Here is a 20,735-nt window from a genome sequence, read left to right as displayed (position 1 = left end):
ATTCTCTTCATCGGTTGTCTCCTTAGTTAGAGAACAGACTAACCCTAATCGCCGGACATTTAAGGTGAGCAGGTCAGCCGCGCCAAGGTCGGGAGGTCCAGGTCATCAGCTATTCGGCAACATTCCGAAACACCACAGTGTCTCACGCCGCCCTTTACCGCCCCTTGATTCGGATGGAGAATTGGCGCTGCGCGCCTGCGGGCGGTCGCGGGAACGGTGCAGCTTGGCGGATCAGACGGACTGCGGCCTCGTCCAGTGCGGCAGAGCCGGAACTGCGGACCACGCTGACGCTACCCAGCCCGCCGCTCGAGGAGATCGAGAACGAGATCATCGCGGTACCACGTGCATTTACGCGGGGTTTGCCAACCCGCGAAATGCGGCGCATGACCTGACCGGGATAGTTCGCAGCAGCGGCGCTGCCAGCCTGCGTCGCGGCTGCTGCTGTCTTGCCGGTTGTGCGCGCCGGTGCCTCTGCGCGTGTGTCAGCCTGCGCGCCTTTGGTGTTGTTCCGGTCCGCATTCCCGCGCGTGGTCCTGGCCGGTGCGGATTTACGGACCGCAGGTTTCGCCGCCGCGCGGCGCGCGCGTTCGGCTTTTTCCTGTGCTTCCGCTACGTCGGCAGCCAGTTCGGTGTTCTTGCGCTGCGGGCGCCGCGAAAGCGTCGGCGCTTCGCTGTCGGGATCTTGGGCGGCAATCGTGTTAGCGGAAGGCTGCGGCTCCAGTACGGCCACGGGGGCCGCAGGCGCGCTCGGGACCTCACTGGTCACAGGAACCGCAGCAAGCGGGACAGCAGACGGCGCGGCTATGGCGCTGGTCGGTGACTGTACGGCTTCGACTGCTGCGGGCCGCGCGGCCATCGGGGCCCGTTCGGTTTGCGCAGCAGGCTCCGGCGGCGCAGGTTGTGCGACTGGGATCAGCGTATCAACAGGTGCCAACGCGGTCAGCGTACCTGACGCCATATCCTCAAACCGTGATCCCATCTTTGCCTCGGCTGGTGTGCCACCACCATCAATCTCGATCGTGCTGCGTGGCACGCTCCACTGTACCGCCACCGCGACCACGGAAGTGGCGAGGATCAGCGAGACAGCCTTCGCTACAGGTGAAGGCGCGATCATTCCAATGCCCTTTGCGTCACCAGCACAACCCGTTGCGCGCCCGCTGCCAGCAGATCACGGGTCAGCGCCACAAGCGATTGTGCAGGCAATGCACGGTCCGGCACCAGCCGCACCATATGGCGCTCTTCCTCGGGGAGCGTTGCTACGAATGTGGCCGCATCGCTCTGGGCCTGCCCCTCATAGGCAAGTCGCCCGTCAGGATAGACTACCAGCGCACGAGGGGGCGTATTGCCATCCAGTGTGCGCGTTTCCACCAACGTGAGCACAGGATCCAACGGCCGCGATAGGGTACCAGCAACCATGAAGAACACCAGCATCAGAAAAACGATATTGATCAATGCGATAGTCGGTTCGCGGTGCGGCCTTGCTTTTTCAGGACGGCGCATCCCCTACCCTCCCAAAACCGAGACGTTGAGCGCCGGCAAACCGCGCAGCGCCACCAGTAGATCGGTCAGCCGCTGTGCGTCGACACCGGCCCCCAGCGAGACCAGCACCGTCGTACCTGGTTTAGCCCCCGCCAGTGTGGTCTGCGCCAGCGCGCCGAGCAGCACATCCTCGCCATTCAGACGCAGGCTATCGGTGCCAAGCTGAAGAAACAGCGGCTTGGTCGTACTGTCAGCAGCGGTACCTGACCCTGCAGCGGCAAGTTCGACCTCGGCAAATTTGGTGAAAGTCGAGGTCAGCATGAAAAACAGCAGTAGCAAGAAGATAACGTCGATCAGCGACGTCATCGACAGCCTGCGCCGCCGCCTGCGGACCCTAGCCATAGGCGGCCACCATCTGCGATGTTGGCTGTGCTTGCTGCATTGCGCCCACTGTGGGATGCAGAACCGTCAGGATGGCTTTATCAGCCAGCACGCGCTCGGTTTCCATGCGCTGCTCGAACCAGCTCAGGATCAGTGCGGTCGGCATCGCCACCACCAACCCCACCGCAGTGGTCAGCAAAGCAACCCAGATCCCGCCCGCCAGAATCGACGGGTCGACCTGCGATCCTGCCGCCTGCAGCGACTGGAACGCCTCGATCATGCCAAGCACGGTACCGAACAGCCCCAGCAGCGGAGCAAGTTGCGCCACGGAGTCCAGAAGCCTAAATCCGCGCTCAAGCTTGGCAAACCGTGTCTCGGCCTCGGCCTGAAGACGTGCGGCATCTACCGGTTGCGCTGTCATCGCCATCTCGATCACCGGTGCGAGATAACTGCGCGACTGCTCCAGCGTGGCGCGTGCACCCTCCCTGTCGCCGCTATCCCAGTTTGCGACCGCTTGTGACAGCGCCTGGTGTCGCCCCACTGCCGTTATCCAGAATTGCCAGCATTTGTAGATCGCCACCGCCAGCGTCAGAACGGCTACTGCCATTAGCAGGACGACAACCGGCCCCCCCGTTTCGGCGATCCGGCGAAATGAGGCTATCAAAGCTGTAAAATCCAACATCAGCCAGATACCTCGATACCTGTTCGCGATGTGGCCAACAGACCGGTTTCGCAGACAGCCGCCTCAACTTCGGCGCCTTCGCAGCTGTTTGCCCCATTGAACAAAACCCGCGACAAACCTTCGCAGGTCAGTTTCGGCACCACAAACTGGCGTACACGTGGGCGTGCTTGTGGTAATGCGCCGAAATCAAAAAGAGTTAATCTGTTCACCTGTCCGTCTGCATCGAAAAGGACTGCTTCATAGACAACCGTGTCAATCGGCTGCTCCAGCCCGTTGGTGATCAAAAACGTCAATTTGCAAGACGTCTCAATCGTCTCGGCGGCATTCAGTTCAACCGACACCCGCCCGTCGATATCGGTCTCTTGTGCCGCACCAGCTTGAGACAGCACCACCAAAGACGGCAATATTAGAAGGCACTTCCACCCCAGCATAACAACTCCTGTATAACAGTTGGTTTTTTGGCTGAGGCACATCAGCGCCTTTGGCTTTGCACATGATCACGGCTGGTCAACACACCCCGTCATCACCCGCATTCTTGTACCGGTTAACAATTCATGGATCTTTATGCAATCCTGACTTTAATGATCAGATATTTTGGCGGGGTTGAAGACCTTTGTCGAAAAATCGGGTGCAGGGCGTTCTCTTCCTATCATTAAGCGCAATTCCGCGCAGCCTTCTACGGGCGCTCGTGGCGAGGGGCCGGTCCGCCGTCATACCGTTTTGCGCATGAGCGAACTGCGTTTGGTCAGAACCTGGTGATCAATGACTGTCTCAGCATAACGGTCCGATCTCGGTTCCGTCTGCGATCGAATGAACTTGCCAAAAACCGGGGTGCGGCGTGCCAGAGACTACTGCATTCTCAGGGGCGAAAATCGGATAGCCGTTGTTCAGTCCTGCTAACGTCTTCTCCTCATGCCATTCCCAGTGCCGTCATCCAAACGAGGCGCCCCCGTCTCTTCCAATCTGACGCCGACGCCTTGTCTGTAGGCCACTTTCCCAAATCGCGGGTTTCGGTCATTATCGGCTTAGCGCCTATGTCGGAAGGGCGACCTTCGTTGCGCGCACCAATCAAGGTCATTAGACAGGTGAACAAGAATCTTCGTGGCGGTGCAATGTCCACTTGCAGAAGCAAATTGCCGATTTGGTGACACGGGATAAACTATGGTTATGGGGAGATCAGTGAAATGAACTCAATCTATTGTGGGCCACCTCCGCTTCCCGTTGACCTTTGGACAAGCTGGAATTTTGACCCCGCCGTTCTGACTGCGCTGGTTGTATTAATCTTTCTGATGCGCCGTGAACCTGCCGGGCTTGTCGCGGTCGCAATTTTGGCTGTCGCCTTTGTGTCACCACTTTGCGCACTCTCCTCAGCGTTGTTCTCGGCGCGGGTTGTTCATCATGTAATTCTCATCGCTGGGGCGGCACCCTTGCTTGCGATGGTGTTACGTCAACGAAAATCGCGAAGTATGGCCCTGCCCCTTGCGGTGTCGAGCTTCATTCTATGGATGTGGCACCTTCCGGCAGCATATGACCTCGCCCTGTCGAACATACCGGTTTACTGGCTTATGCAGCTTAGCCTGTTGGGCAGCGCCGTCTGGTTCTGGCAGACAGTCTTCAGTGCAAACGACGCCCCCGTCGAAAGGATTATTTATGTCATTGCAAGTTTTGCGCAGATGGGACTGCTTGGCGCGATCCTGACATTTGCGCCAACGGCACTATATGCGGCTCACGTTGTGGCCCCTTTCGAATGGGCTCTGACCCCGCTTGGCGACCAGCAACTGGGCGGGTTAATCATGTGGGTGCCTTCGGGTCTGCCCTACGGTGCCGCTGCCGTTCTTCTGGCACGGCGCAGTTGGACCCTACTGACGGGCAATGCAGTGTGTTAGACTGGTTTATCCTGACCATACCGATTTTCAAGGTCATCCATATCGCTGCATTGGTGATGTGGTGTGGCGGGCTCCTTGCAATGCCCTTGATGTTGTCGCGCCATGATCCTGCGATGTTGGAAGAAGACTATCGTCTAATCCGGCAAGCGACCCATCTAACCTATACGTTATGCGTAACACCTGCTGCAGTAACTGCGGTGATCGCGGGGACATGGTTGATTTTTATGCGCGGTACTTTTGTGCCATGGTTTTTCGCCAAGCTGGCATTTGTCGCGCTGCTTGTCTTCGCGCATGCATGGATCGGTCATATTCTCACGCAGGTTGCCGAAGAGCCCGGGGATCACAAGCCTCCGCACACGCTGTTTCCGGTCACTGCCGTATTGATCCCGATGGTTGTGGTCCTCACCCTCGTCCTTGCCAAACCCACTCTGGACTGGATCGTTTTTCCCAACTGGTTAATTGAGCCTCGGGGGGGTCAGCTCCCCTTCGATGTGCCCAGCCGATAGTCGAAAACGAGCTTGCCACCATGCCATCCTGTGAAACTCACAACCAGCACACACAGCGCCGACAGCAGAATGCCGTAGGGCAATACGGCCTGTTCGTAACCGAAAAGCCGGTAGCCCCAGTTTGTCCCCAGAAGCGCCAGCAGCGTAACGGCGATGATGAAATGGGTCCATGCAGGGGCGCGCTTGCGAATGCCGGGAACAAGCAAAATCTCGGCGGTCCCGGAAAATCCCGCAAGCATTCCAAAGAGGAATCCTGTTCCCGCAGCCCACAAAGCAGCCCGCGCCCAGAACTCGTCACCGGTCCACCAATACAGTGCGTCCGCGCCAAAGACACAGAACGTCAACGCAACGGGAAACGCGACAGACATCGCGTGGATGGGGTGGCCATGAACCGCAATACGCGACTCCGTCTCGTGGAACCCCGGCAGTTGGCTGATCGGATCTACCAAATCGGCAGGCGCATCGTTCTTGTCTTCTGTCGCCATGTCTCTGCACTCCTCAGACCGATCTTTCCCGCACTCGCATTCCTAACACTTACAGGCTGCGAGGGCGTGCTTTCAACCGTCGATCCAGCCGGCCCCGCAGCACAGACCATCGCGACGTTGTGGTGGGTCATGCTGGCGGGTGCATCGCTCATTTTCGCCCTGGTGATGGTCTTGCTGGTGCTGGCGTTCCGCAGGAAGAACGCGGGCGATGATGCGGGACGCGTGCGTGCCTGGATCGTTGGCCTTGGTCTTGTGTTTCCAATGACGGTGCTCGCCGCGCTGCTTGCCTACGGGCTGATCGTGGGGGAGCGGTTGTTGCCGCGCGAGGGACCGGATATCGTGAAGGTCGGCGCAGAAGGTCGCCTGTCAGCATGGACATTTACTTACGAAGACGCGCCGTCATTCAGTACCGACGGCACGCTGCATATTCCTGCGGGCCGTCCCGTCGACGTGGCAGTCACTACAGCCGATGTCATCCACAGCTTCTGGGTGCCACGTCTTGCTGGCAAACTTGACGCAATTCCCGGCCGAACCAACATCCTGCGCATCGAAGCAGACGAGGCAGGCACCTATACCGGCGTCAGCGCGGAATTCAGCGGCACCGGTTATGACAGTTTCACGTTCTACGTCATCGCCCATGATGCGGCCAACTGGGATGCATTTTTGAACGGAGACTTCGAATGAATGCGCTGGGACGTCACCGCAAGCTGACCGCGATTTGGGCGTCCGAGCCGGGGTTCAAGGGCTGGTTCTCGACCGTGAACCATACCGATCTGGGGCGGATGTTCCTTGCCACCGCGTTCTTCTTCTTCTTCATCGGCGGCCTTCTGGCGATGCTGATACGCGCACAGCTCGCGACGCCGCATTCGGCCTTTGCCGGCCCGGATATCTACAACCAGATTTTCACGATGCACGGGACCATCATGATGTTCCTCTTCGCCATCCCCACGTTTGAAGGGCTGGCGGTTTATTTGCTGCCCAAGATGCTCGGCACCCGTGATCTGGCTTTTCCGCGCTTAACCGCCTACGGATTCTGGTGTTATGCCTTTGGCGGATCGATGATGTTGGTCTCGATGGTGTTCGGCATTGCCCCTGACGGCGGCTGGTTCATGTATCCGCCGCTCTCCGGCGCGATCCACTCACCCGGCATCAACACCGATTTTTGGCTGATCGGCATCACTTTTGTCGAGATTTCGGCCATTGCTGCTGCAGTCGAGATCACTGTGTCGATCCTGAAATACCGCGCACCCGGCATGTCGCTGGATAAAATGCCGATCTTCGCGTGGTATGCGCTGATCACTGCGTTGATGATCCTGACAGGGTTTCCGCCGCTGATCCTCGGTTCGATCCTGCTGGAGGTCGAACGCGCATTCGGCTTTCCGTTCTTTCAGGCCGAGTTGGGCGGTGATAGTCTGTTGTGGCAGCACCTGTTCTGGTTGTTCGGCCATCCGGAAGTTTACATCATCTTCCTGCCAGCTGCAGGCGTTATATCCACCGTTCTGCCCGTGATGTGCCGGACGCCCCTGCTGGGTTATGGCTGGATCGTCGCGGCGGCGCTGGCGCTGGCGTTCCTGTCATTTGGGCTTTGGGTCCACCATATGTTCACCACCGGCATCCCCCATATGGGGCTGGCCTTCTTCTCGGCCGCGTCCACTCTGGTGGCTGTGCCGACGGGCATGCAGATATTCGCCTGGATCGGGACCATGTGGAAAGGCCGCCCTGAACTACATTTACCGATGCTGCACCTTCTGGGATTCTTCTTTACCTTCGTCATTGGCGGTCTGACCGGCGTCATGGTCGCCGTGGTGCCTTTTGACTGGCAAGCGCATGATACCGCCTTTATCACGGCGCACCTGCACTATGTCTTGTTCGGCGGTTTTGTCTTTCCGATCTTTGCGGGAATCTATTACTGGATGCCGCATTTCACAGGGCGAAAGCGGTTCTTTTATCTGGGTGAGTTCGCCTTCGCCCTTGTCTTTATCGGCTTTCACGTCACGTTTTTGGCGATGCACTGGGTTGGGTTACTTGGCCAGAGGCGACGCATTTCGACCTATGCACCGGAGGACGGGTGGACCGCGATCAACCTCATCTCGTCGGTCGGCAGCTTCGTTCTTGCCATCGGTATCGCGATGATCCTGATTGACGTGTTCCTGCACGCGCTGACCGCGAGTCGCGGACGACGCAATCCGTGGCGGGCCGGGACGCTGGAATGGGCCATGATCACCCCGGCCCCCGCTTACAACTTTGCCAGCCTGCCGCATGTGACGGATCGCAATCCATTAACAATTGAACCCGACCTCGCCGTGCAATTGGCAAAAGGTGAAGGGTATCTCGGGACGCCACGCAATACTTGGCGCGAGACGCTGACGGTCGAAGTGGCAAGCGGCAAACCGGACATGCATGTGATCTATCCGGCCAACACCCGCCTGCCGATTCTGATGTCGGCGGTGACAGGCATTTTCTTTTTATCGCTGCTGCTGAAGTTCTACTGGACAGTGCCGGTGGCGGTCGTCGGAGTTGCCATTCTCGCCTGGAAATGGGTTTGGTCAATTGGGCGTCAGGATGACATGGATACCGTGCCAGTCGGCCAAGACATCCATCTGCCAAACTTCGCCATGACCGACCGTCCTCCGGGGTGGTGGGGTTCAGTTTTTCTGCTGACGGCGAACGCTACGTTGTTCGGGTCGCTGCTGTTCGGCTTTGCGTTTTTGTGGACCGTGGCGCCGGGTTGGCCTCCGCCGGACTGGTTCCCGCCGTCGGTGAGCGCGTTGGCGCTGGGGATCATCGGCGCGGGGCTTGGACCAATCGCCATGCGTTATGCGACACAAAAGAACCGCAATGGCGGCACGCCATTGGCCAGCCTAGCCCTCACCTTGGCAGGTGCAGTGCTTGTTGCAGTAGCGTGCGCGGCAATGATGGTCCACACCCCTGCCCCGACCCGTCACGCTTACGCGGCGACGCTGTTCGTGCTGGGCAGCTATGGGCTTTTTCACGCGGCGCTCGGTATACTGATGGTTTGCTTTTTGATCGCGCGGGTCCGGTGCGGATTTACCTCCTCTGCGCGGCGGGCGGAATTTCCCATTGTCAGGCTTTGGATTGACTATCTCTCAGTGGTCAGCGTGCTGATCTTGGTCGTGGCACACCTGCCGGGCTTAATGGGATGAGAGACATTATTCGCATCCTGATCGCACCGCTCGTCTGGTTGGCCACATTCAGCGCCATTTACGGGCTACACGGACTTCTCTGTGGACACGGCATCAACGGCACGGCGTTCGGCCTGCCGATAGAACGTGTCCTGCTCGGTGCGGCCTTTCTATTCGCAATCCTGCTACAAACCGCATTGCTCTTCGCACTTTACCACCCATCCCTTGCTGCTTCTTCGGAGTTTAGCCGGTTCGTCAGCCGCGCGACTGGCTGGGTTGGACTTGTCGCCACGCTTTGGTCACTGTCTCCCGTTGTCTTAACCACCTATTGCGTTTGACGTTAGTGTCCATTGAGTGGTTTTTTGTCGGACCAACGTGAACTAACCGCCGTTTTGTTCGTTGAGTCTGCCGAAGCAGCGCGCATGGGGCTTAATGACAGAAATACGAAAACCGGTTGTTTTAATCACGGGGGCTGCCGGTAATATCGGCAGCGCACTCACTAGCAAACTGTCAGACGATTACCGTGTGGTCGGGTTTGACCTACCCGACGCCTGTGAAGGCCGCAGCGATTTAATCGGATGTGACATCACGGATGAACGCTCGACAGCGAATGCAATCGACGAGTTGCGCGACACCTTAAATGGTGACAGCCTTGCCTCAGTTATCCACCTCGCGGCCTATTTCGATTTCAGCGGCGAGGAGCGGCCACAGTATAAAGCCGTCAACGAGGACGGTACGCGGAACTTGCTTCGCGCGCTGAAAGAGGTCGATGTTAAACAATTCGTCTATTCCGGCACAATGCTGGTCCATCAGCCTGGCGTCCCGGGTGAGCGTATCACCGAGGACACGCCTCTCGCCCCCGGTTGGGCCTATCCGCAATCCAAGGCCCGCACAGAAGAGATCATTCGTAAAGAAGCAGGTGACACCGCGACCGTGTTCCTCCATCTGGCTGGACTGTATGACGACCTGACCGCCGTTCCGACCCTGAGCCATCAAATTGCACGAATCTACGAACGCGCCTTCAAGGCCCATGTCTTCTCTGGTGATACCCACGCGGGACAGGCGTTTATTCATGTGGATGACATGCTTGCACTGTTCAAACGTGTGGTGGACCGCCGCGCCGATATCGCCAGCGGCGAAGTGATCCTCGGCGGTGAACCGGACACGTTAAGTTACGATGCCTTGCAAAACCGCATTGGCAAGTTGATCCACGGAGAGGAAACGTGGGACACACTTGTCCTGCCTGCCCCCATTGCCAAACTGGGCGCAAAACTGGAGACAGACGCCGAACCGGTGGTGCCCGATGCACTTGATCAGGGCGAACGACCCTTCATCCGTCCGTTCATGATCGACATGTCATCCGATCACTACGCGCTCGACATTTCCAAGGCGCGGCGGTTGCTGGACTGGGAGCCGGAGCATGACATTTCCGAAAAATTACCTGTACTCATTGACGCGCTCAAGGATGATCCGCTGGCGTGGTATCAGGCCAATGGCATCACGCCCCCCCCTTGGCTGGAGGCTGCGAACGCCCGTGTTAACGATCCCGAATCTCTGCGGCATCGCCATGAAACCGAATACCGCAAACAGCACCGCGCGAGCCTTTGGGCCGGGTGGGCCAACGCGGGACTGGGTCTTTGGTTACTGACTTCTCCGCCGTTACTCGGTCACGACCATATGGGCATGATCATCAGCGATGTCGTAGCAGGGGTTCTGCTATTTGTCGCCGGAATGTTGTCGTTGTCATGGCGCATGCCGTGGGCGCGGTTTGGTGCCGCTGCCGTGGGATGTTGGATTATGTTTGCCCCCCTCGTCTTTTGGACAGACAACGGTGCGGCCTACCTCAATTCAACGGTCGTCGGTCTGTTGGCGGTGGCCTTCGCGCTTTGCCTCAAACCGGTTCCGGGCATTTCACCGGTGGCCGCGCAAACCGGGCCAACCGTTCCCAAGGGGTGGGATTACTCCCCCTCGGACTGGTTCCAACGCCTTCCCGTCATCTTTCTGGCTATCATCGGCTTACTAATCTCGCGCTATCTGACGGGCTATCAGTTGGAGACGATAGACCACGTTTGGGAACCCATTTTTTCCGGCACGGACGGCAAGAACGGCACCGAACAAATTATCACCTCGGACGTGTCCAAGGCGTGGCCTGTGCCCGATGCGGGCATCGGCGCGCTGGTGTACGGTCTGGAAATTCTGATTGGCGTCATCGGAACATCGCAACGCTGGCGCACAATGCCGTGGCTTGTCGTTCTGTTCGGCATCATGATTGTACCCCTTGGTGCGATCTCCATCTTCTTTATCGTGATCCAGCCTATCGTAATCGGCACCTATTCCACACTCGCTTTAATTGCCGCCGCCGCGATGGTCTGGCAGATCCCTTATTCGCTGGACGAGTTGGTTGCGTCGTTCCAGTTTCTGCGTCGACGTCACCGCGCCGGACAGCCATGGTTGCGGGTGTTCTTTACCGGGGACACCGATGAGGGGCCGGACGAATACATAATTGACAATTTCGAGCGCACTCCCCGCGCTATTGTCGCGGATATGTTGAGCGGCGGCATGACCTTCCCGTGGACGCTGATGGCATCTATGGGGGTTGGTGTTCTGCTTATGCTTTCACCGTTAGTGTTCCCGTGGGGCAGCGGCGTGGCGGCAACGAACCACATCGTCGGGGCGCTTGTCATAACGTTCTCGGTCGCAGCGCTTGCGCCGGTGGCACGTCTTGGCCGATTTCTGAATGCACTATTGGGGATCGTACTGATATTCGCGCCGATGGTGACGGGCGCTGGTTTGGCAGGCCTATCGTTTTCCGCGATATGCGGGATTGTTTTAATCGGCCTGAGCGTTCCGCGCGGGTCCGTCGGTAGCAGTTTTGGTAGTTGGGACCAGTTCATCAAATAGCAAAATGAAGAAACTGCCGCCCACCGGTCCCTCTATCACCCGGCAAAACCAAATTGCCAGATCGCAACGGGAAGCCCCAGCAGAACTACGAATGAAATGATCACAAGCACGCCATCCCGCGTGAGCAACCCGGCCGCAAACAACGCAATCACGGCAGATGCGATGGATCCCGAGGTCGGCACGATCTCCATAAACGGCATGAACAGTGTGAGGCACAAGATTAGAACCAACGGTAGCCAAATCCATGGCCGATGAAACAGAAATGTCAGCCGCGGCCTGAGGAACCGTTCAATAAATCGGACTGGCTTGCGCAGCCAGCCGATACCTTTGCAAAGGGCGGTGCTCGACATTTTGCGGTGAGTGATAAAACCCGGCAGCCAAACGGAATCGCGTCCGGCAATCATCTGCACGATCAGCATGAAAACAATGACCGCGACGGCAGCTGTTATACCCGGGATCGCACTTGCAGGTGAACTGGAAATAAGCGTGAAGACGAGCATCAGAGACGCGAAAGACCTACGTCCAAGTTGGTCTACCACTTCGCCGATCACAATGTGGTCGCCGCTTATCGAGTCTTCCAATTGATCAAGGACATCGCTAAGAGCGCGGTTGTTGTCCTGCGTCATATTTTGACTCCCTTTCGGATTCTTTGCCTGTGTATCTGCCGGTCTGCTTTTCCGGAATGCGCAGGACAGCGACGATCAGACAAGTGAGGACCGCGGTCATGCCGGCGACCACCCATTCCCCCAATGCGCAAGGACCGTCACACCACCTGTCACCGTTTAAAAGATACGCAACAACGCGCGGTAGGTACATCTGGATTGCATCGCCGAATTCCGAAGCGCGTGCGGTCAAGGCAAGCGTCAACAGTGAATAACCACACGCGGCCAGACCAATCAACATGTGAATTCTCGCACCAGCCGGAAGCTGCGCGGTTTCACGTTCCAGGCCGATGATGCCGCAAAAAACGATTGTCGGCATCGTGAGCGCAGCAATCAAATAAATCGCCAGCCAAGCGCGAATGTGAATTCTTCGACCCGGATTTCGGAAATCGGGTCTTCCCCGTCATAGTTCAGACAATCAACGTACGCCTTGCACTTTGGTCCCGTGACGGGCGTCTGGTTTCGTCACTGTTGCATGCGAGGATCAGGTCCCAAAATCAAAGTCGGCAGTTTGGCACTGGAACCTAAATCCGATGCAATGCGTTTACCACTTGGGGATATAGTTCATGACCAATTTTCGCGCACGCACCATCACCAGACCGATCCACAAATGGGCGAAGGGTGTTCTACCTGCCCTCTCCGAAACGGAGAGCGAGGCTCTTAACGCAGGTGAAGTCTGGTGGGAGGCGGAGCTTTTCTCGGGCAATCCGGACTGGTCAAAGCTCCACGATGTAAAAGCACCGAAACTATCGCCGGAGGAGCAAGCTTTTTTTGACGGTCCTTTGCAGGAGCTCTGTGGTATGATCGACGATTGGCAGATCAACCATCAGATTGGTGATCTGGCACCCGAAGTCTGGCAGTTCCTGCGCGACAAACGGTTCTTTGGTATGATCATCCCCAAAGAACACGGCGGGTTGGCATTTTCTGCTTTCGCCCATTCGGAAATCATACGTTACATTTCGACCCGTTCAGTTGCTGCTGCTGTCACCGTGATGGTGCCAAACTCGCTTGGGCCGGGCGAGTTGCTGCACATGTTCGGCACCGATGATCAAAAACATTACTGGTTGCCCCGCCTTGCCGACGGTCGCGAGCTGCCGGCGTTTGGTTTGACCAGCGCCGAGGCCGGGTCAGACGCAGGCGCAATGACCGACACCGGGGTCGTATGCAAGGGCGACTGGAACGGCAAAGAGGTGCTGGGCATCCGTCTGAACTGGGCAAAGCGGTACATCACCCTGTCGCCCGTCTGCACCGTTTTGGGATTGGCATTCAAGATGCAAGATCCTGAAGGGTTGCTCGGCGACGTCGAGGATATCGGCATTACCTGCGCGCTTGTTCCTACCGATCTTCAAGGTGTTGAAACGGGCCGTCGCCACATTCCTTCCTCCACGATGTTCATGAATGGCCCAACCACCGGCAAGGACGTATTCGTTCCTATTGATCACATCATCGGCGGTCCGGAATTTGCCGGTAAGGGCTGGATGATGTTGATGTCCGCATTGGCCGCTGGGCGGGGCATTTCGCTGCCGTCAATGGGCTGTGCCGCAATCGCACTTGCCGCGCATACGACGGGAGCCTACTCCCGCATCCGCCAGCAATTCAACCTGCCCATCGGCAAGTTTGGCGGTATTCAGACACGGCTGGGACGATTGGCCGCTGACGCCTATTGCATGGACGCCGCGCGCCGTTTGACCTGCGCAGGTCTGGACGAAGGTCGCGCACTGTCAGTGATTTCGGCAATCATGAAAGCGCACGCGACAATCCGCATGCGCGAGGCGCTGGATGATGCGATGGACGTGCATTCCGGTAAGGCGGTGATTGACGGACCGTCCAACTATCTGTTGCCGCTTTATCGGGCCGTACCTATCGGTATCACGGTGGAAGGCGCAAATATCGTCACCCGCAGCCTGATCATTTTCGGACAGGGCTCGATCCGAGCGCACCCGCATATGCTGGACAACGTTTTGGCCTTGCAAGAAGACGACCCCGAAACATCGCTGGCAAAGTTCGACAAATCCTTCTGGGCGCACGTCGGTCACACGACGAAAACGACCTTCCGCGCTTTCGGGAGGGCCATTACAGGCGGACGCTTTGCACCGGCACCCGATGCCGGTCAGGTGACGCCGATTTACCGTCAACTGTCGCGATGGTCTGCGGCCTATGCTTTGACCGCCGATGTCTTGTTCCTGACACTGGGCGGCGCGCTCAAGCGCAAAGAGATGATTTCGGGTCGGATGGGCGACATTCTGTCTGACATGTACATCCTGTCCGCCACGCTGAAGCGGTGGGAAGACGAAGGACGGCAAGAGGCCGACCTGCCCGTGCTGAACTATGTCGCGGCCGATGCGTTCCACAGCATCCAGACAGCGCTGGACGAAGTGATCGCAAACATGCCCGCCCGTTGGGCCGCGTGGATCCTGCGTGCGATCACCTTGCCTGGCATGCAACAGCGCAAGCCGGACGACCGGTTGGTCGCCGACTGTAGCGATCTGCTGTACTCCCCGTCAGAAACCCGCACCCGGATCACCGGTCAGTTGCATCAGGGATGTCACCGCGATGGCGTTCAGGTGCTAAATGAATGCTATGCCAAAGTCATTGAACTGGCTCCCGTCATGAAACGCCTGCGCGATGCGCGCAAAACCCCGCAACAAGCATTGAAAAGCGGTATCCTGAGCGATGCCGAGATGGCCGAAATATCGACCATGCAAAAGTTGGTCGATCAGGTGATTGCTGTGGACGAATATTCGCGCGAAGACTTCGCCGCGTTGTTCCCGGCTGCCAATGCGGATGACTATTTGCCCAAGGAGGCCGCCGAATGACCGATCCGAAGAATCAACGCGTATACCTCGTTGACGGCGCGCGCACACCATTCCTCAAGGCGCGATCCGGTCCCGGACCGTTCACGCCGGTAGACCTTGCAGTGCAATGCGGCCGCCCCGTTCTGGCGCGTCAAACTTTTGACCGCACCGCGTTCGATCTTGTTATTCTCGGCTGCGTCAATGTAATTGCCGATGAAATGAACCCCGCCCGCGTGGCCGCGCTGCGGCTAGGTCTGCCAGAAGAAACGGTCGCGTTTTCGGTGCAGATCAACTGTGGATCGGGCATGCAAAGCATTGATACCGCCTACCGCTATATTCGCGACGGCTCGCACCAGATGATCCTTGCGGGCGGGACGGAGGCGCTTAGCCATGCACCACTTACCCTGCGATCTTCGGCTGTGGAATGGTTCGGCAAAATGAATACCGCTAAGGGACCGCTGGATCAGGCCAAAGCGATGTCGGGTATTCGGCCTGAATTCTTCAACCCGGTCGTGGGGCTGGAACGCGGGCTTACCGATCCGATCACGACGTTAAGCATGGGACAGACCGCCGAGGTCCTTGCGCAACACTTCAACATCGACCGAAAGACAGCGGATGCCTACGCGATGCAAAGTCATCACCGCCTCGCGGCTGCCCAATCCGAAGGACGCCTGCGCGATGAATTGATGCCTGCATTTGACCGTGACGGTAACGTTTACGATCACGACGACGGTGTGCGCCCTGATAGCGATATGGAAGGGCTGGCAAAACCAAAGCCGGTGTTCGAACCGCCCTACGGCCAAGTCACGGCAGGCAATTCCAGCCAGATCACCGACGGTGCCAGCTGGTGCATCCTCGCCTCACAACGGGCCGTAGATCAGCACGGTCTGGAACCGCTGGCCGAGATCACCGATAGCCAATGGGCGGGGCTTGACCCGTCGATCATGGGTCTTGGTCCGGTCATGGCTGCGACACCGATTGCGCAACGTCACGGGTTCGGGGTGGATGACATTGATCTTTGGGAACTGAACGAGGCCTTTGCGGCGCAGGTGTTATCTTGCCTTGCTGCTTGGAATGACGACGCTTTTTGCCGCGACGTGCTGGGCCTGGACAAAGCGTTCGGACGCATTGACCGCGACCGATTGAACGTCGACGGGGGCGCGATTTCGCTTGGTCATCCCGTTGGGACAAGCGGCAACCGTATCGTGTTGCACCTTGCCAATGCCATGAAACAACGCGGTGCGAAACGCGGGATTGCCACGGAATGTATCGGTGGCGGTCTGGGCGGTGCGATGTTGTTGGAGGCAGTATAATGACCGGACATGTCTTAAAATATCTCGGTGAAACCAAGCTGGAACTGGGGCCGGTAGGCGACGCAGACGGCAATTGGCGCACGGGCCGCGATGATGCCGACGTGCTTTGGTTGGTTTTGGACAAGCAAAACACTAACATGAACACAATTTCGAAGGATGTGATCCGGGAGTTGGATCAACACATCATTGCTGCCGAAAAGAACTTGCCCACCGCGATAGTGATCCGTTCCGCCAAGAAGGCAGGTTTTGCCGCAGGCGCGGACATCTCCGATTTCGAGGCTATGACAGAAGATGGCGCCGCCGATCTACTGCAACAGGCACACGACGTCCTTGACCGGATCGAGGCGCTCAACTGTCCCACAATCTGCATCGTGCATGGTGCGGCCCTTGGTGCGGGTTTTGAAATTGCACTCGCCTGCGATTACCGCATTGCCATCCCCGGCGCGTCTTTCGGGTTCCCCGAGGTTCAGCTTGGCTTGCATCCCGGCCTTGGCGGAACCTTCCGGCTGCCCGCTTTGATCGGCCCGACCGACGCGATGACGATGATGCTGACCGGCAAAACCGCGCACACCAAGCGCGCCAAGTCACAAGGGATCGTCGATGCCGTGGTTGAAGAGCGCCACATCGCAGCAGCCGTCACCGCAGCAGTAGAAGGCAAGATCGACAAGCATGAACCGGGCGTGACCTCTCGTGCGTTCGGGTTTGACCAAGCCCGGAGTCTAGCTGCGCGGAAAATGCGCAGTGAAACCGAGAAAAAGGCCCCGAAACAGCATTATCCCGCACCGCATGCGCTGATTGATCTGTGGGTCGAACACGGCGACAACCGCGACGCTATGCAAAAAGCCGAGATCCAAAGTTTCGCCCGTCTGCTGCGCTCAGACACCTCAAAGAACCTGCGCCGTGTCTTTTTCCTGCGGCAGAACCTTAAGGACGAGGGGCGCGGCGACGACGGGGTATCGCATGTCCATGTGATTGGCGCGGGTGCCATGGGTACCGAAATCGCTGCGATTGCCGCAATCAAAGGAAAAATCGTAACTTTGGGCGATATCGAAACCGAAGCACTGGGGCGTGCAATCGGCACGGCCGCGAAAATCTGCGAGGACAAACACCTCAGCGATATCGAAATGCGTGACGCGCTCGACCGGCTGATGCCCGATCCGCGGGGATACGGTCTGGCGCAAGCCGATTTGGTAATCGAAGCCGCAACTGAGCGCGAAGACCTGAAAGAGAAGATTTTCAAAGGATTGAAGGGCAAGTTAAAAAAATCTGCGATCCTGGTGTCCAACACCTCCAGCCTGTCCGTTGATGATCTGGCCACTTCCGCACCATCCAAAACCCGTTTTGCAGGGTTGCATTTCTTCAACCCGGTGTCGCGTATTGATCTGGTGGAAGTTGTAAAGGGCGATGCCACCAGTGCCGAAACGGCCGCGAGCCTCGCCGCGTTTTGCGGTGCCATCGGCAAACTGCCCGTTACGGTCGCCGATTACCCCGGCTTTGTGGTGAACCGCGCGCTGGTCCCCTACATGCTGGAAGCGATGGTGTTGATGGATGAAGGCGTGAGCAAGGAGGTCATTGATACAGCCGCCCTGCGGTTCGGGATGCCGATGGGACCCGTCACACTGGCCGATCAGGTCGGGCTGGATGTGGGACTGCACGTGGCGCAAAGCCTTTCGGAAAACCTGAAAACGTCGATGCCCCCGATCAGTGATGACTTGCGCGAACGGGTCGATGCGGGCGACTTGGGCAAAAAGTCAGGCAAGGGTTTTTATGATTGGTCTGACGGAACACCGCACCCCGATGCGGACCTTGACGAGGCCCCCGATGATCTAACCGACCGACTGATCCTACCGATGCTGAACGCCTGCGCCGAAGTCCTGCGAGAGGGCGTAGCGCAAAGCCCTGATCAGATCGACGCCGCAATGATCTTTGCCACCGGCTGGGCCCCGTTTCGCGGCGGCCCCATGCACTACGCCAAACAACGCGGCGTAGACGACGTGATCGCAAGACTGCGCGAATTGCAAGAGGCCCATGGCCCGCGCTTCACCGCAGATGATGGCTGGTCTGGTCTTGCCTGACGAACCGGAAATCTACACGGACGCCGACACAATGGCGCAGGCGATTTTTGACAAGGCAGATGGGGAAATTCGCCTCGCCCTCCCCTTGGGGCTGGGAAAGCCCGTCACTTTGGTCAATGCCTTGGTGCGGGTTGCAGCGGCGGACAGGTCCCTGAAACTAAGTGTTTTTACCGCCCTGACACTGCGCCGCCCGACGCCATCGTCGGATATGGAAAAACGGTTTCTTGGGCCCGCGATGGACCGACTGTTCGGCACTGCGCCATCTTTGCTTTATGCCGACATGATCGCCGAGGGCAGTCTGCCCGACAACATCGAAGTTTCGGAGTTTTTCTTTCAGGCGGGGTCATGGCTCGGCAACGAATACGCCCAACGCCACTACATTTCCGCAAACTACACGCACGCCCGCGACGTGTTGCTAGCACAAAAGCCGAATGTGCTGGCCCAACTTATGCCACGCGACGGCGACCTGTTCAGTATGTCGTGCAACACTGATATATCGGCGGACTTGTTTTCCATGCGCGCCAAGGGGCAGATGGATTTCATCGCCGTCGTCGAAGTGAACGACGCCCTGCCCTTCATGGCGGGCGATGCGATTGTTGATAGCAAGTACCTGGATATGGTCTTGGACCCTGCCGAACAGATTGACCTGTTCTCGGTTGTCCGCCGCCCAGTTTCGAAGGCCCAGCATGCCATAAGTTTGCATGTCTCGCGGTTGATACCGGACGGCGGCACCTTGCAGATCGGGATCGGTGCGATTGGCGACGCTGTGGCAAACGCGCTACTGCTGCGGAACCGCGCGGCATTGAACCCTATTTGGGACGCGGCCCCCCTTCCCTTGACCGGCACCGAGACAAAGCCGTTTGAGGTCGGGTTGTATGCGGTCACGGAAATGCTTGTCGGCGGATTGCTCGCTTTGTTTGAAGGCGACGTCGTCCGACGAGAGGTTGATGGTGCCACGATCCATGCAGGGTTTTTCGTCGAGGCGCGCGACACGTATGAGCGTTTGCGCAAGATGCCGGTGAGTCAGCGCGCCAAGATCCAGATGAAGCCCGTCAGCTTTACCAATGCGCTTTATGGGGACGAGCAGGCCAAACGTGCCGCCCGGGTTAATGCGCGGTTTGTGAATGGCGCGATGCAAGTCAGCTTACTGGGCGATGCAATGTCAGATGCTGCCAAACCTGGTCAGGTCGTCAGTGGGGTCGGCGGTCAATTCGACTTTTTCGAACAGGCCTTTGCACTGAAAGACAGCCACGCCGTGCTGACGCTGCCTGCCACACGAACCAGCGGGGGCAAGGTGTCTTCGAACATTGTCTGGCAGTTGGCAGTCACGACAGTCCCACGGCATATGCGTGATATTGTAGTTACTGAATACGGTGCGGCCGCCTTGCGTGGACAATCTGATGAGGAGGTTATCAAACGCCTGATCTGCATCGCAGATAGCCGATTTCAGGACGAACTGGTGGCTAAGTCCAAAGCAGAGAACAAACTGTCAAAGGATTGGCAGATACCCGAAGAACATCGCAGCAATACGCCGGATATGATCAACGATTGGTTATCGCCATTCGTTGCACCGCTATTACCGGACTTTCCCCTTGGAACGGATTTTTCACAGATTGAAAAGATTTTGCTTCCTGCTCTGGCGGAGCTGTCGAACGCGGCCGGGTCTAAAACGGGACTTGCCAAGTTGCTCTGGGCGTCCGTTGCGCGCGCTCCGCATCCACATGAAAGCGAGGCAATGGACAGGATCGGATATGCGCCCGTCCCCAAACTGGTCGACCCGCTACAGGCTCGTGCCTTGCGTGGAGCTTTACGCAGGGTCTCGCCGCGTCGCAAGGTCTAGGGTCAGCGCGTGCGATGCCTGAGAGAAAGATCTTCGGGCTTCGGTCGTAACGGGTTGGCACGCGCCTCGCGTCCTTCAAGTGCCCGAACATGATCTCGATCACTGACCGGCAGTGCACTGCGCGGCAACGTCACGAGAGGGGCGGTAGCGGCGCGTGTCGTATTTGACGGGCTTATCACGTGATTTTCGGCAAGAGATGCTGGGCGTTAATTTCTTGTCGATAAGGGCCTCGCGGAACCAGCCCGCGTCGTATCCGCGGTTGCCCAGCAGCGAGTTGGCGGCGGGCAGACTATTCACCGGCGGTATTGTCGCTGACCCGACCAGCCGCCATCAAAAGCCGGATAGGACGCCCACGTGCGTTGTTTGATCCCAAGGTTTGACGGTATGGTCCTTTCTCAGGAATGGACGGAAGCCTTATGGAACAAGTTCGTCACGGGAGCGCCACGCACTGTTACCCGGCAGGCGATTTGCAAGGCAGATCTGCCGAGAGGGCACGTACGCCGTCAGAGTTGCAATACAGCGATCCACTGGCCGGCAGTCGTTTGCAAAGCAAACGATGAGAGGCGCGGGCTTCGCTCTTGGAATTG

At 58.0% G+C, this 20,735-nt stretch carries 18 protein-coding genes and 1 pseudogene; 10 read left to right on the top strand and 9 right to left on the bottom strand.

Annotated features, from left to right (window positions below):
- Positions 1–154: 154 nt before the first annotated feature.
- From Q1A06_RS04035 to Q1A06_RS04015, 5 genes are read right to left on the bottom strand one after another with little or no spacing between them, the layout of a single operon-like run.
- A complete protein-coding gene (locus tag Q1A06_RS04035; protein WP_299558938.1) occupies positions 155–1,114 on the bottom strand; it encodes a TonB family protein in 960 nt (319 codons plus the stop codon).
- Positions 1,111–1,500 (bottom strand): biopolymer transporter ExbD, encoded by a 390-nt coding sequence (locus tag Q1A06_RS04030; RefSeq protein WP_299558935.1) that lies wholly within the window; start codon positions 1,498–1,500, stop codon positions 1,111–1,113. Before Q1A06_RS04030 ends, Q1A06_RS04035 begins: the two co-directional genes overlap by 4 nt.
- A 3-nt stretch (positions 1,501–1,503) precedes the next feature.
- The gene (locus Q1A06_RS04025; RefSeq protein ID WP_299558933.1) at positions 1,504–1,881 is read right to left on the bottom strand and encodes a biopolymer transporter ExbD; all 378 of its coding nucleotides are present in this window, start codon (positions 1,879–1,881) and stop codon (positions 1,504–1,506) included.
- The gene (locus Q1A06_RS04020; RefSeq protein ID WP_299558930.1) at positions 1,874–2,542 is read right to left on the bottom strand and encodes a MotA/TolQ/ExbB proton channel family protein; all 669 of its coding nucleotides are present in this window, start codon (positions 2,540–2,542) and stop codon (positions 1,874–1,876) included. The genes Q1A06_RS04025 and Q1A06_RS04020 overlap by 8 nt, the downstream gene beginning before the upstream one ends.
- The gene (locus Q1A06_RS04015; RefSeq protein WP_299558927.1) at positions 2,542–2,973 is read right to left on the bottom strand and encodes a hypothetical protein; all 432 of its coding nucleotides are present in this window, start codon (positions 2,971–2,973) and stop codon (positions 2,542–2,544) included. The genes Q1A06_RS04020 and Q1A06_RS04015 overlap by 1 nt, the downstream gene beginning before the upstream one ends.
- Before the next feature lie 1,035 nt (positions 2,974–4,008).
- Here Q1A06_RS04015 and Q1A06_RS04010 point away from each other — a divergent pair.
- Together Q1A06_RS04010 and Q1A06_RS04005 are read left to right on the top strand one after the other, a co-directional pair.
- A complete protein-coding gene (locus Q1A06_RS04010; RefSeq protein WP_366523488.1) occupies positions 4,009–4,428 on the top strand; it encodes a cytochrome c oxidase assembly protein in 420 nt (139 codons plus the stop codon).
- Entirely contained in the window at positions 4,422–4,934 is a 513-nt protein-coding gene (locus Q1A06_RS04005) for a CopD family protein (protein ID WP_299558924.1), read from the top strand. Before Q1A06_RS04010 ends, Q1A06_RS04005 begins: the two co-directional genes overlap by 7 nt.
- Here the strand turns inward: Q1A06_RS04005 and Q1A06_RS04000 are convergent.
- Positions 4,904–5,419, bottom strand: coding sequence for a DUF2231 domain-containing protein (locus tag Q1A06_RS04000; protein WP_299558921.1), 516 nt, complete (start codon positions 5,417–5,419; stop codon positions 4,904–4,906). The two genes, Q1A06_RS04005 and Q1A06_RS04000, sit on opposite strands and share 31 nt — an antisense overlap.
- A gap of 66 nt (positions 5,420–5,485) precedes the next feature.
- On the opposite strand from Q1A06_RS04000, the gene Q1A06_RS03995 reads away from it, so the two are divergent.
- The 4 genes from Q1A06_RS03995 to Q1A06_RS03980 all read left to right on the top strand — a co-directional run bounded on the left by Q1A06_RS03995 (position 5,486) and on the right by Q1A06_RS03980 (position 11,463).
- Entirely contained in the window at positions 5,486–6,103 is a 618-nt protein-coding gene (locus Q1A06_RS03995; protein WP_299558918.1) for a cytochrome B, read from the top strand.
- Positions 6,100–8,583 (top strand): cytochrome c oxidase subunit I, encoded by a 2,484-nt coding sequence (gene ctaD, locus Q1A06_RS03990; protein ID WP_299558915.1) that lies wholly within the window; start codon positions 6,100–6,102, stop codon positions 8,581–8,583. Before Q1A06_RS03995 ends, ctaD begins: the two co-directional genes overlap by 4 nt.
- A complete protein-coding gene (locus tag Q1A06_RS03985; RefSeq protein WP_299558912.1) occupies positions 8,580–8,900 on the top strand; it encodes a hypothetical protein in 321 nt (106 codons plus the stop codon). The genes ctaD and Q1A06_RS03985 overlap by 4 nt, the downstream gene beginning before the upstream one ends.
- Before the next feature lie 94 nt (positions 8,901–8,994).
- Positions 8,995–11,463 carry an NAD-dependent epimerase/dehydratase family protein gene (locus tag Q1A06_RS03980; protein WP_299558909.1) on the top strand — a complete coding sequence of 823 codons (2,469 nt, stop codon included), beginning with the start codon at positions 8,995–8,997 and terminating at the stop codon, positions 11,461–11,463.
- A gap of 35 nt (positions 11,464–11,498) precedes the next feature.
- Here Q1A06_RS03980 and Q1A06_RS03975 read toward each other — a convergent pair whose 3' ends face one another.
- Both Q1A06_RS03975 and Q1A06_RS03970 read right to left on the bottom strand, forming a co-directional pair.
- Positions 11,499–12,089 (bottom strand): exopolysaccharide biosynthesis protein, encoded by a 591-nt coding sequence (locus Q1A06_RS03975; RefSeq protein WP_299558906.1) that lies wholly within the window; start codon positions 12,087–12,089, stop codon positions 11,499–11,501.
- Positions 12,061–12,444, bottom strand: a complete 384-nt coding sequence (locus Q1A06_RS03970; protein ID WP_299558903.1) for an MgtC/SapB family protein — start codon at positions 12,442–12,444, stop codon at positions 12,061–12,063. The genes Q1A06_RS03975 and Q1A06_RS03970 overlap by 29 nt, the downstream gene beginning before the upstream one ends.
- 247 nt (positions 12,445–12,691) lie before the next feature.
- Between Q1A06_RS03970 and Q1A06_RS03965 the strand changes: the two genes are divergently transcribed.
- The 4 genes from Q1A06_RS03965 to Q1A06_RS03950 are packed head-to-tail and all read left to right on the top strand — an operon-like array spanning position 12,692 to position 20,148.
- Positions 12,692–14,941 (top strand): acyl-CoA dehydrogenase, encoded by a 2,250-nt coding sequence (locus tag Q1A06_RS03965; RefSeq protein ID WP_299558900.1) that lies wholly within the window; start codon positions 12,692–12,694, stop codon positions 14,939–14,941.
- The gene (locus Q1A06_RS03960) at positions 14,938–16,233 is read left to right on the top strand and encodes an acetyl-CoA C-acetyltransferase (RefSeq protein ID WP_299558897.1); all 1,296 of its coding nucleotides are present in this window, start codon (positions 14,938–14,940) and stop codon (positions 16,231–16,233) included. Before Q1A06_RS03965 ends, Q1A06_RS03960 begins: the two co-directional genes overlap by 4 nt.
- A complete protein-coding gene (locus Q1A06_RS03955; protein WP_299558894.1) occupies positions 16,233–18,308 on the top strand; it encodes a 3-hydroxyacyl-CoA dehydrogenase NAD-binding domain-containing protein in 2,076 nt (691 codons plus the stop codon). The genes Q1A06_RS03960 and Q1A06_RS03955 overlap by 1 nt, the downstream gene beginning before the upstream one ends.
- Positions 18,262–20,148, top strand: coding sequence for an acetyl-CoA hydrolase/transferase C-terminal domain-containing protein (locus Q1A06_RS03950; RefSeq protein ID WP_299558891.1), 1,887 nt, complete (start codon positions 18,262–18,264; stop codon positions 20,146–20,148). The genes Q1A06_RS03955 and Q1A06_RS03950 overlap by 47 nt, the downstream gene beginning before the upstream one ends.
- A gap of 4 nt (positions 20,149–20,152) precedes the next feature.
- On the opposite strand, the pseudogene Q1A06_RS03945 reads toward Q1A06_RS03950, so the two are convergent.
- A pseudogene (locus Q1A06_RS03945) lies at positions 20,153–20,509 on the bottom strand (IS5/IS1182 family transposase); the annotation flags it as partial.
- Positions 20,510–20,735: the final 226 nt, after the last annotated feature.

Source organism: uncultured Sulfitobacter sp., assembly GCF_947497275.1.
Classification (GTDB): Bacteria; Pseudomonadota; Alphaproteobacteria; order Rhodobacterales; family Rhodobacteraceae; genus Sulfitobacter.
This window is presented reverse-complemented; position numbering and strand designations above follow the sequence as displayed.

Excerpts from the sequence above, each read along its gene's own strand:
- Q1A06_RS04015 (WP_299558927.1), bottom strand. The coding sequence starts at position 2,973 with ATGCTGGGGTGGAAGTGCCTTCTAATATTGCCGTCTTTGGTGGTGCTG.
- Q1A06_RS03955 (WP_299558894.1), top strand. The coding sequence starts at position 16,233 with ATGACCGGACATGTCTTAAAATATCTCGGTGAAACCAAGCTGGAACTG.
- Q1A06_RS03980 (WP_299558909.1), top strand. The coding sequence starts at position 8,995 with ATGACAGAAATACGAAAACCGGTTGTTTTAATCACGGGGGCTGCCGGT.
- Q1A06_RS04025 (WP_299558933.1), bottom strand. The coding sequence starts at position 1,881 with ATGGCTAGGGTCCGCAGGCGGCGGCGCAGGCTGTCGATGACGTCGCTG.
- Q1A06_RS03965 (WP_299558900.1), top strand. The coding sequence starts at position 12,692 with ATGACCAATTTTCGCGCACGCACCATCACCAGACCGATCCACAAATGG.
- Q1A06_RS04010 (WP_366523488.1), top strand. The coding sequence starts at position 4,009 with ATGGCCCTGCCCCTTGCGGTGTCGAGCTTCATTCTATGGATGTGGCAC.
- Q1A06_RS04035 (WP_299558938.1), bottom strand. The coding sequence starts at position 1,114 with ATGATCGCGCCTTCACCTGTAGCGAAGGCTGTCTCGCTGATCCTCGCC.
- Q1A06_RS03975 (WP_299558906.1), bottom strand. The coding sequence starts at position 12,089 with ATGACGCAGGACAACAACCGCGCTCTTAGCGATGTCCTTGATCAATTG.
- Q1A06_RS03970 (WP_299558903.1), bottom strand. The coding sequence starts at position 12,444 with ATGCCGACAATCGTTTTTTGCGGCATCATCGGCCTGGAACGTGAAACC.
- Q1A06_RS03960 (WP_299558897.1), top strand. The coding sequence starts at position 14,938 with ATGACCGATCCGAAGAATCAACGCGTATACCTCGTTGACGGCGCGCGC.
- Q1A06_RS04000 (WP_299558921.1), bottom strand. The coding sequence starts at position 5,419 with ATGGCGACAGAAGACAAGAACGATGCGCCTGCCGATTTGGTAGATCCG.
- ctaD (WP_299558915.1), top strand. The coding sequence starts at position 6,100 with ATGAATGCGCTGGGACGTCACCGCAAGCTGACCGCGATTTGGGCGTCC.
- Q1A06_RS03985 (WP_299558912.1), top strand. The coding sequence starts at position 8,580 with ATGAGAGACATTATTCGCATCCTGATCGCACCGCTCGTCTGGTTGGCC.
- Q1A06_RS04020 (WP_299558930.1), bottom strand. The coding sequence starts at position 2,542 with ATGTTGGATTTTACAGCTTTGATAGCCTCATTTCGCCGGATCGCCGAA.
- Q1A06_RS03950 (WP_299558891.1), top strand. The coding sequence starts at position 18,262 with ATGGCCCGCGCTTCACCGCAGATGATGGCTGGTCTGGTCTTGCCTGAC.
- Q1A06_RS04030 (WP_299558935.1), bottom strand. The coding sequence starts at position 1,500 with ATGCGCCGTCCTGAAAAAGCAAGGCCGCACCGCGAACCGACTATCGCA.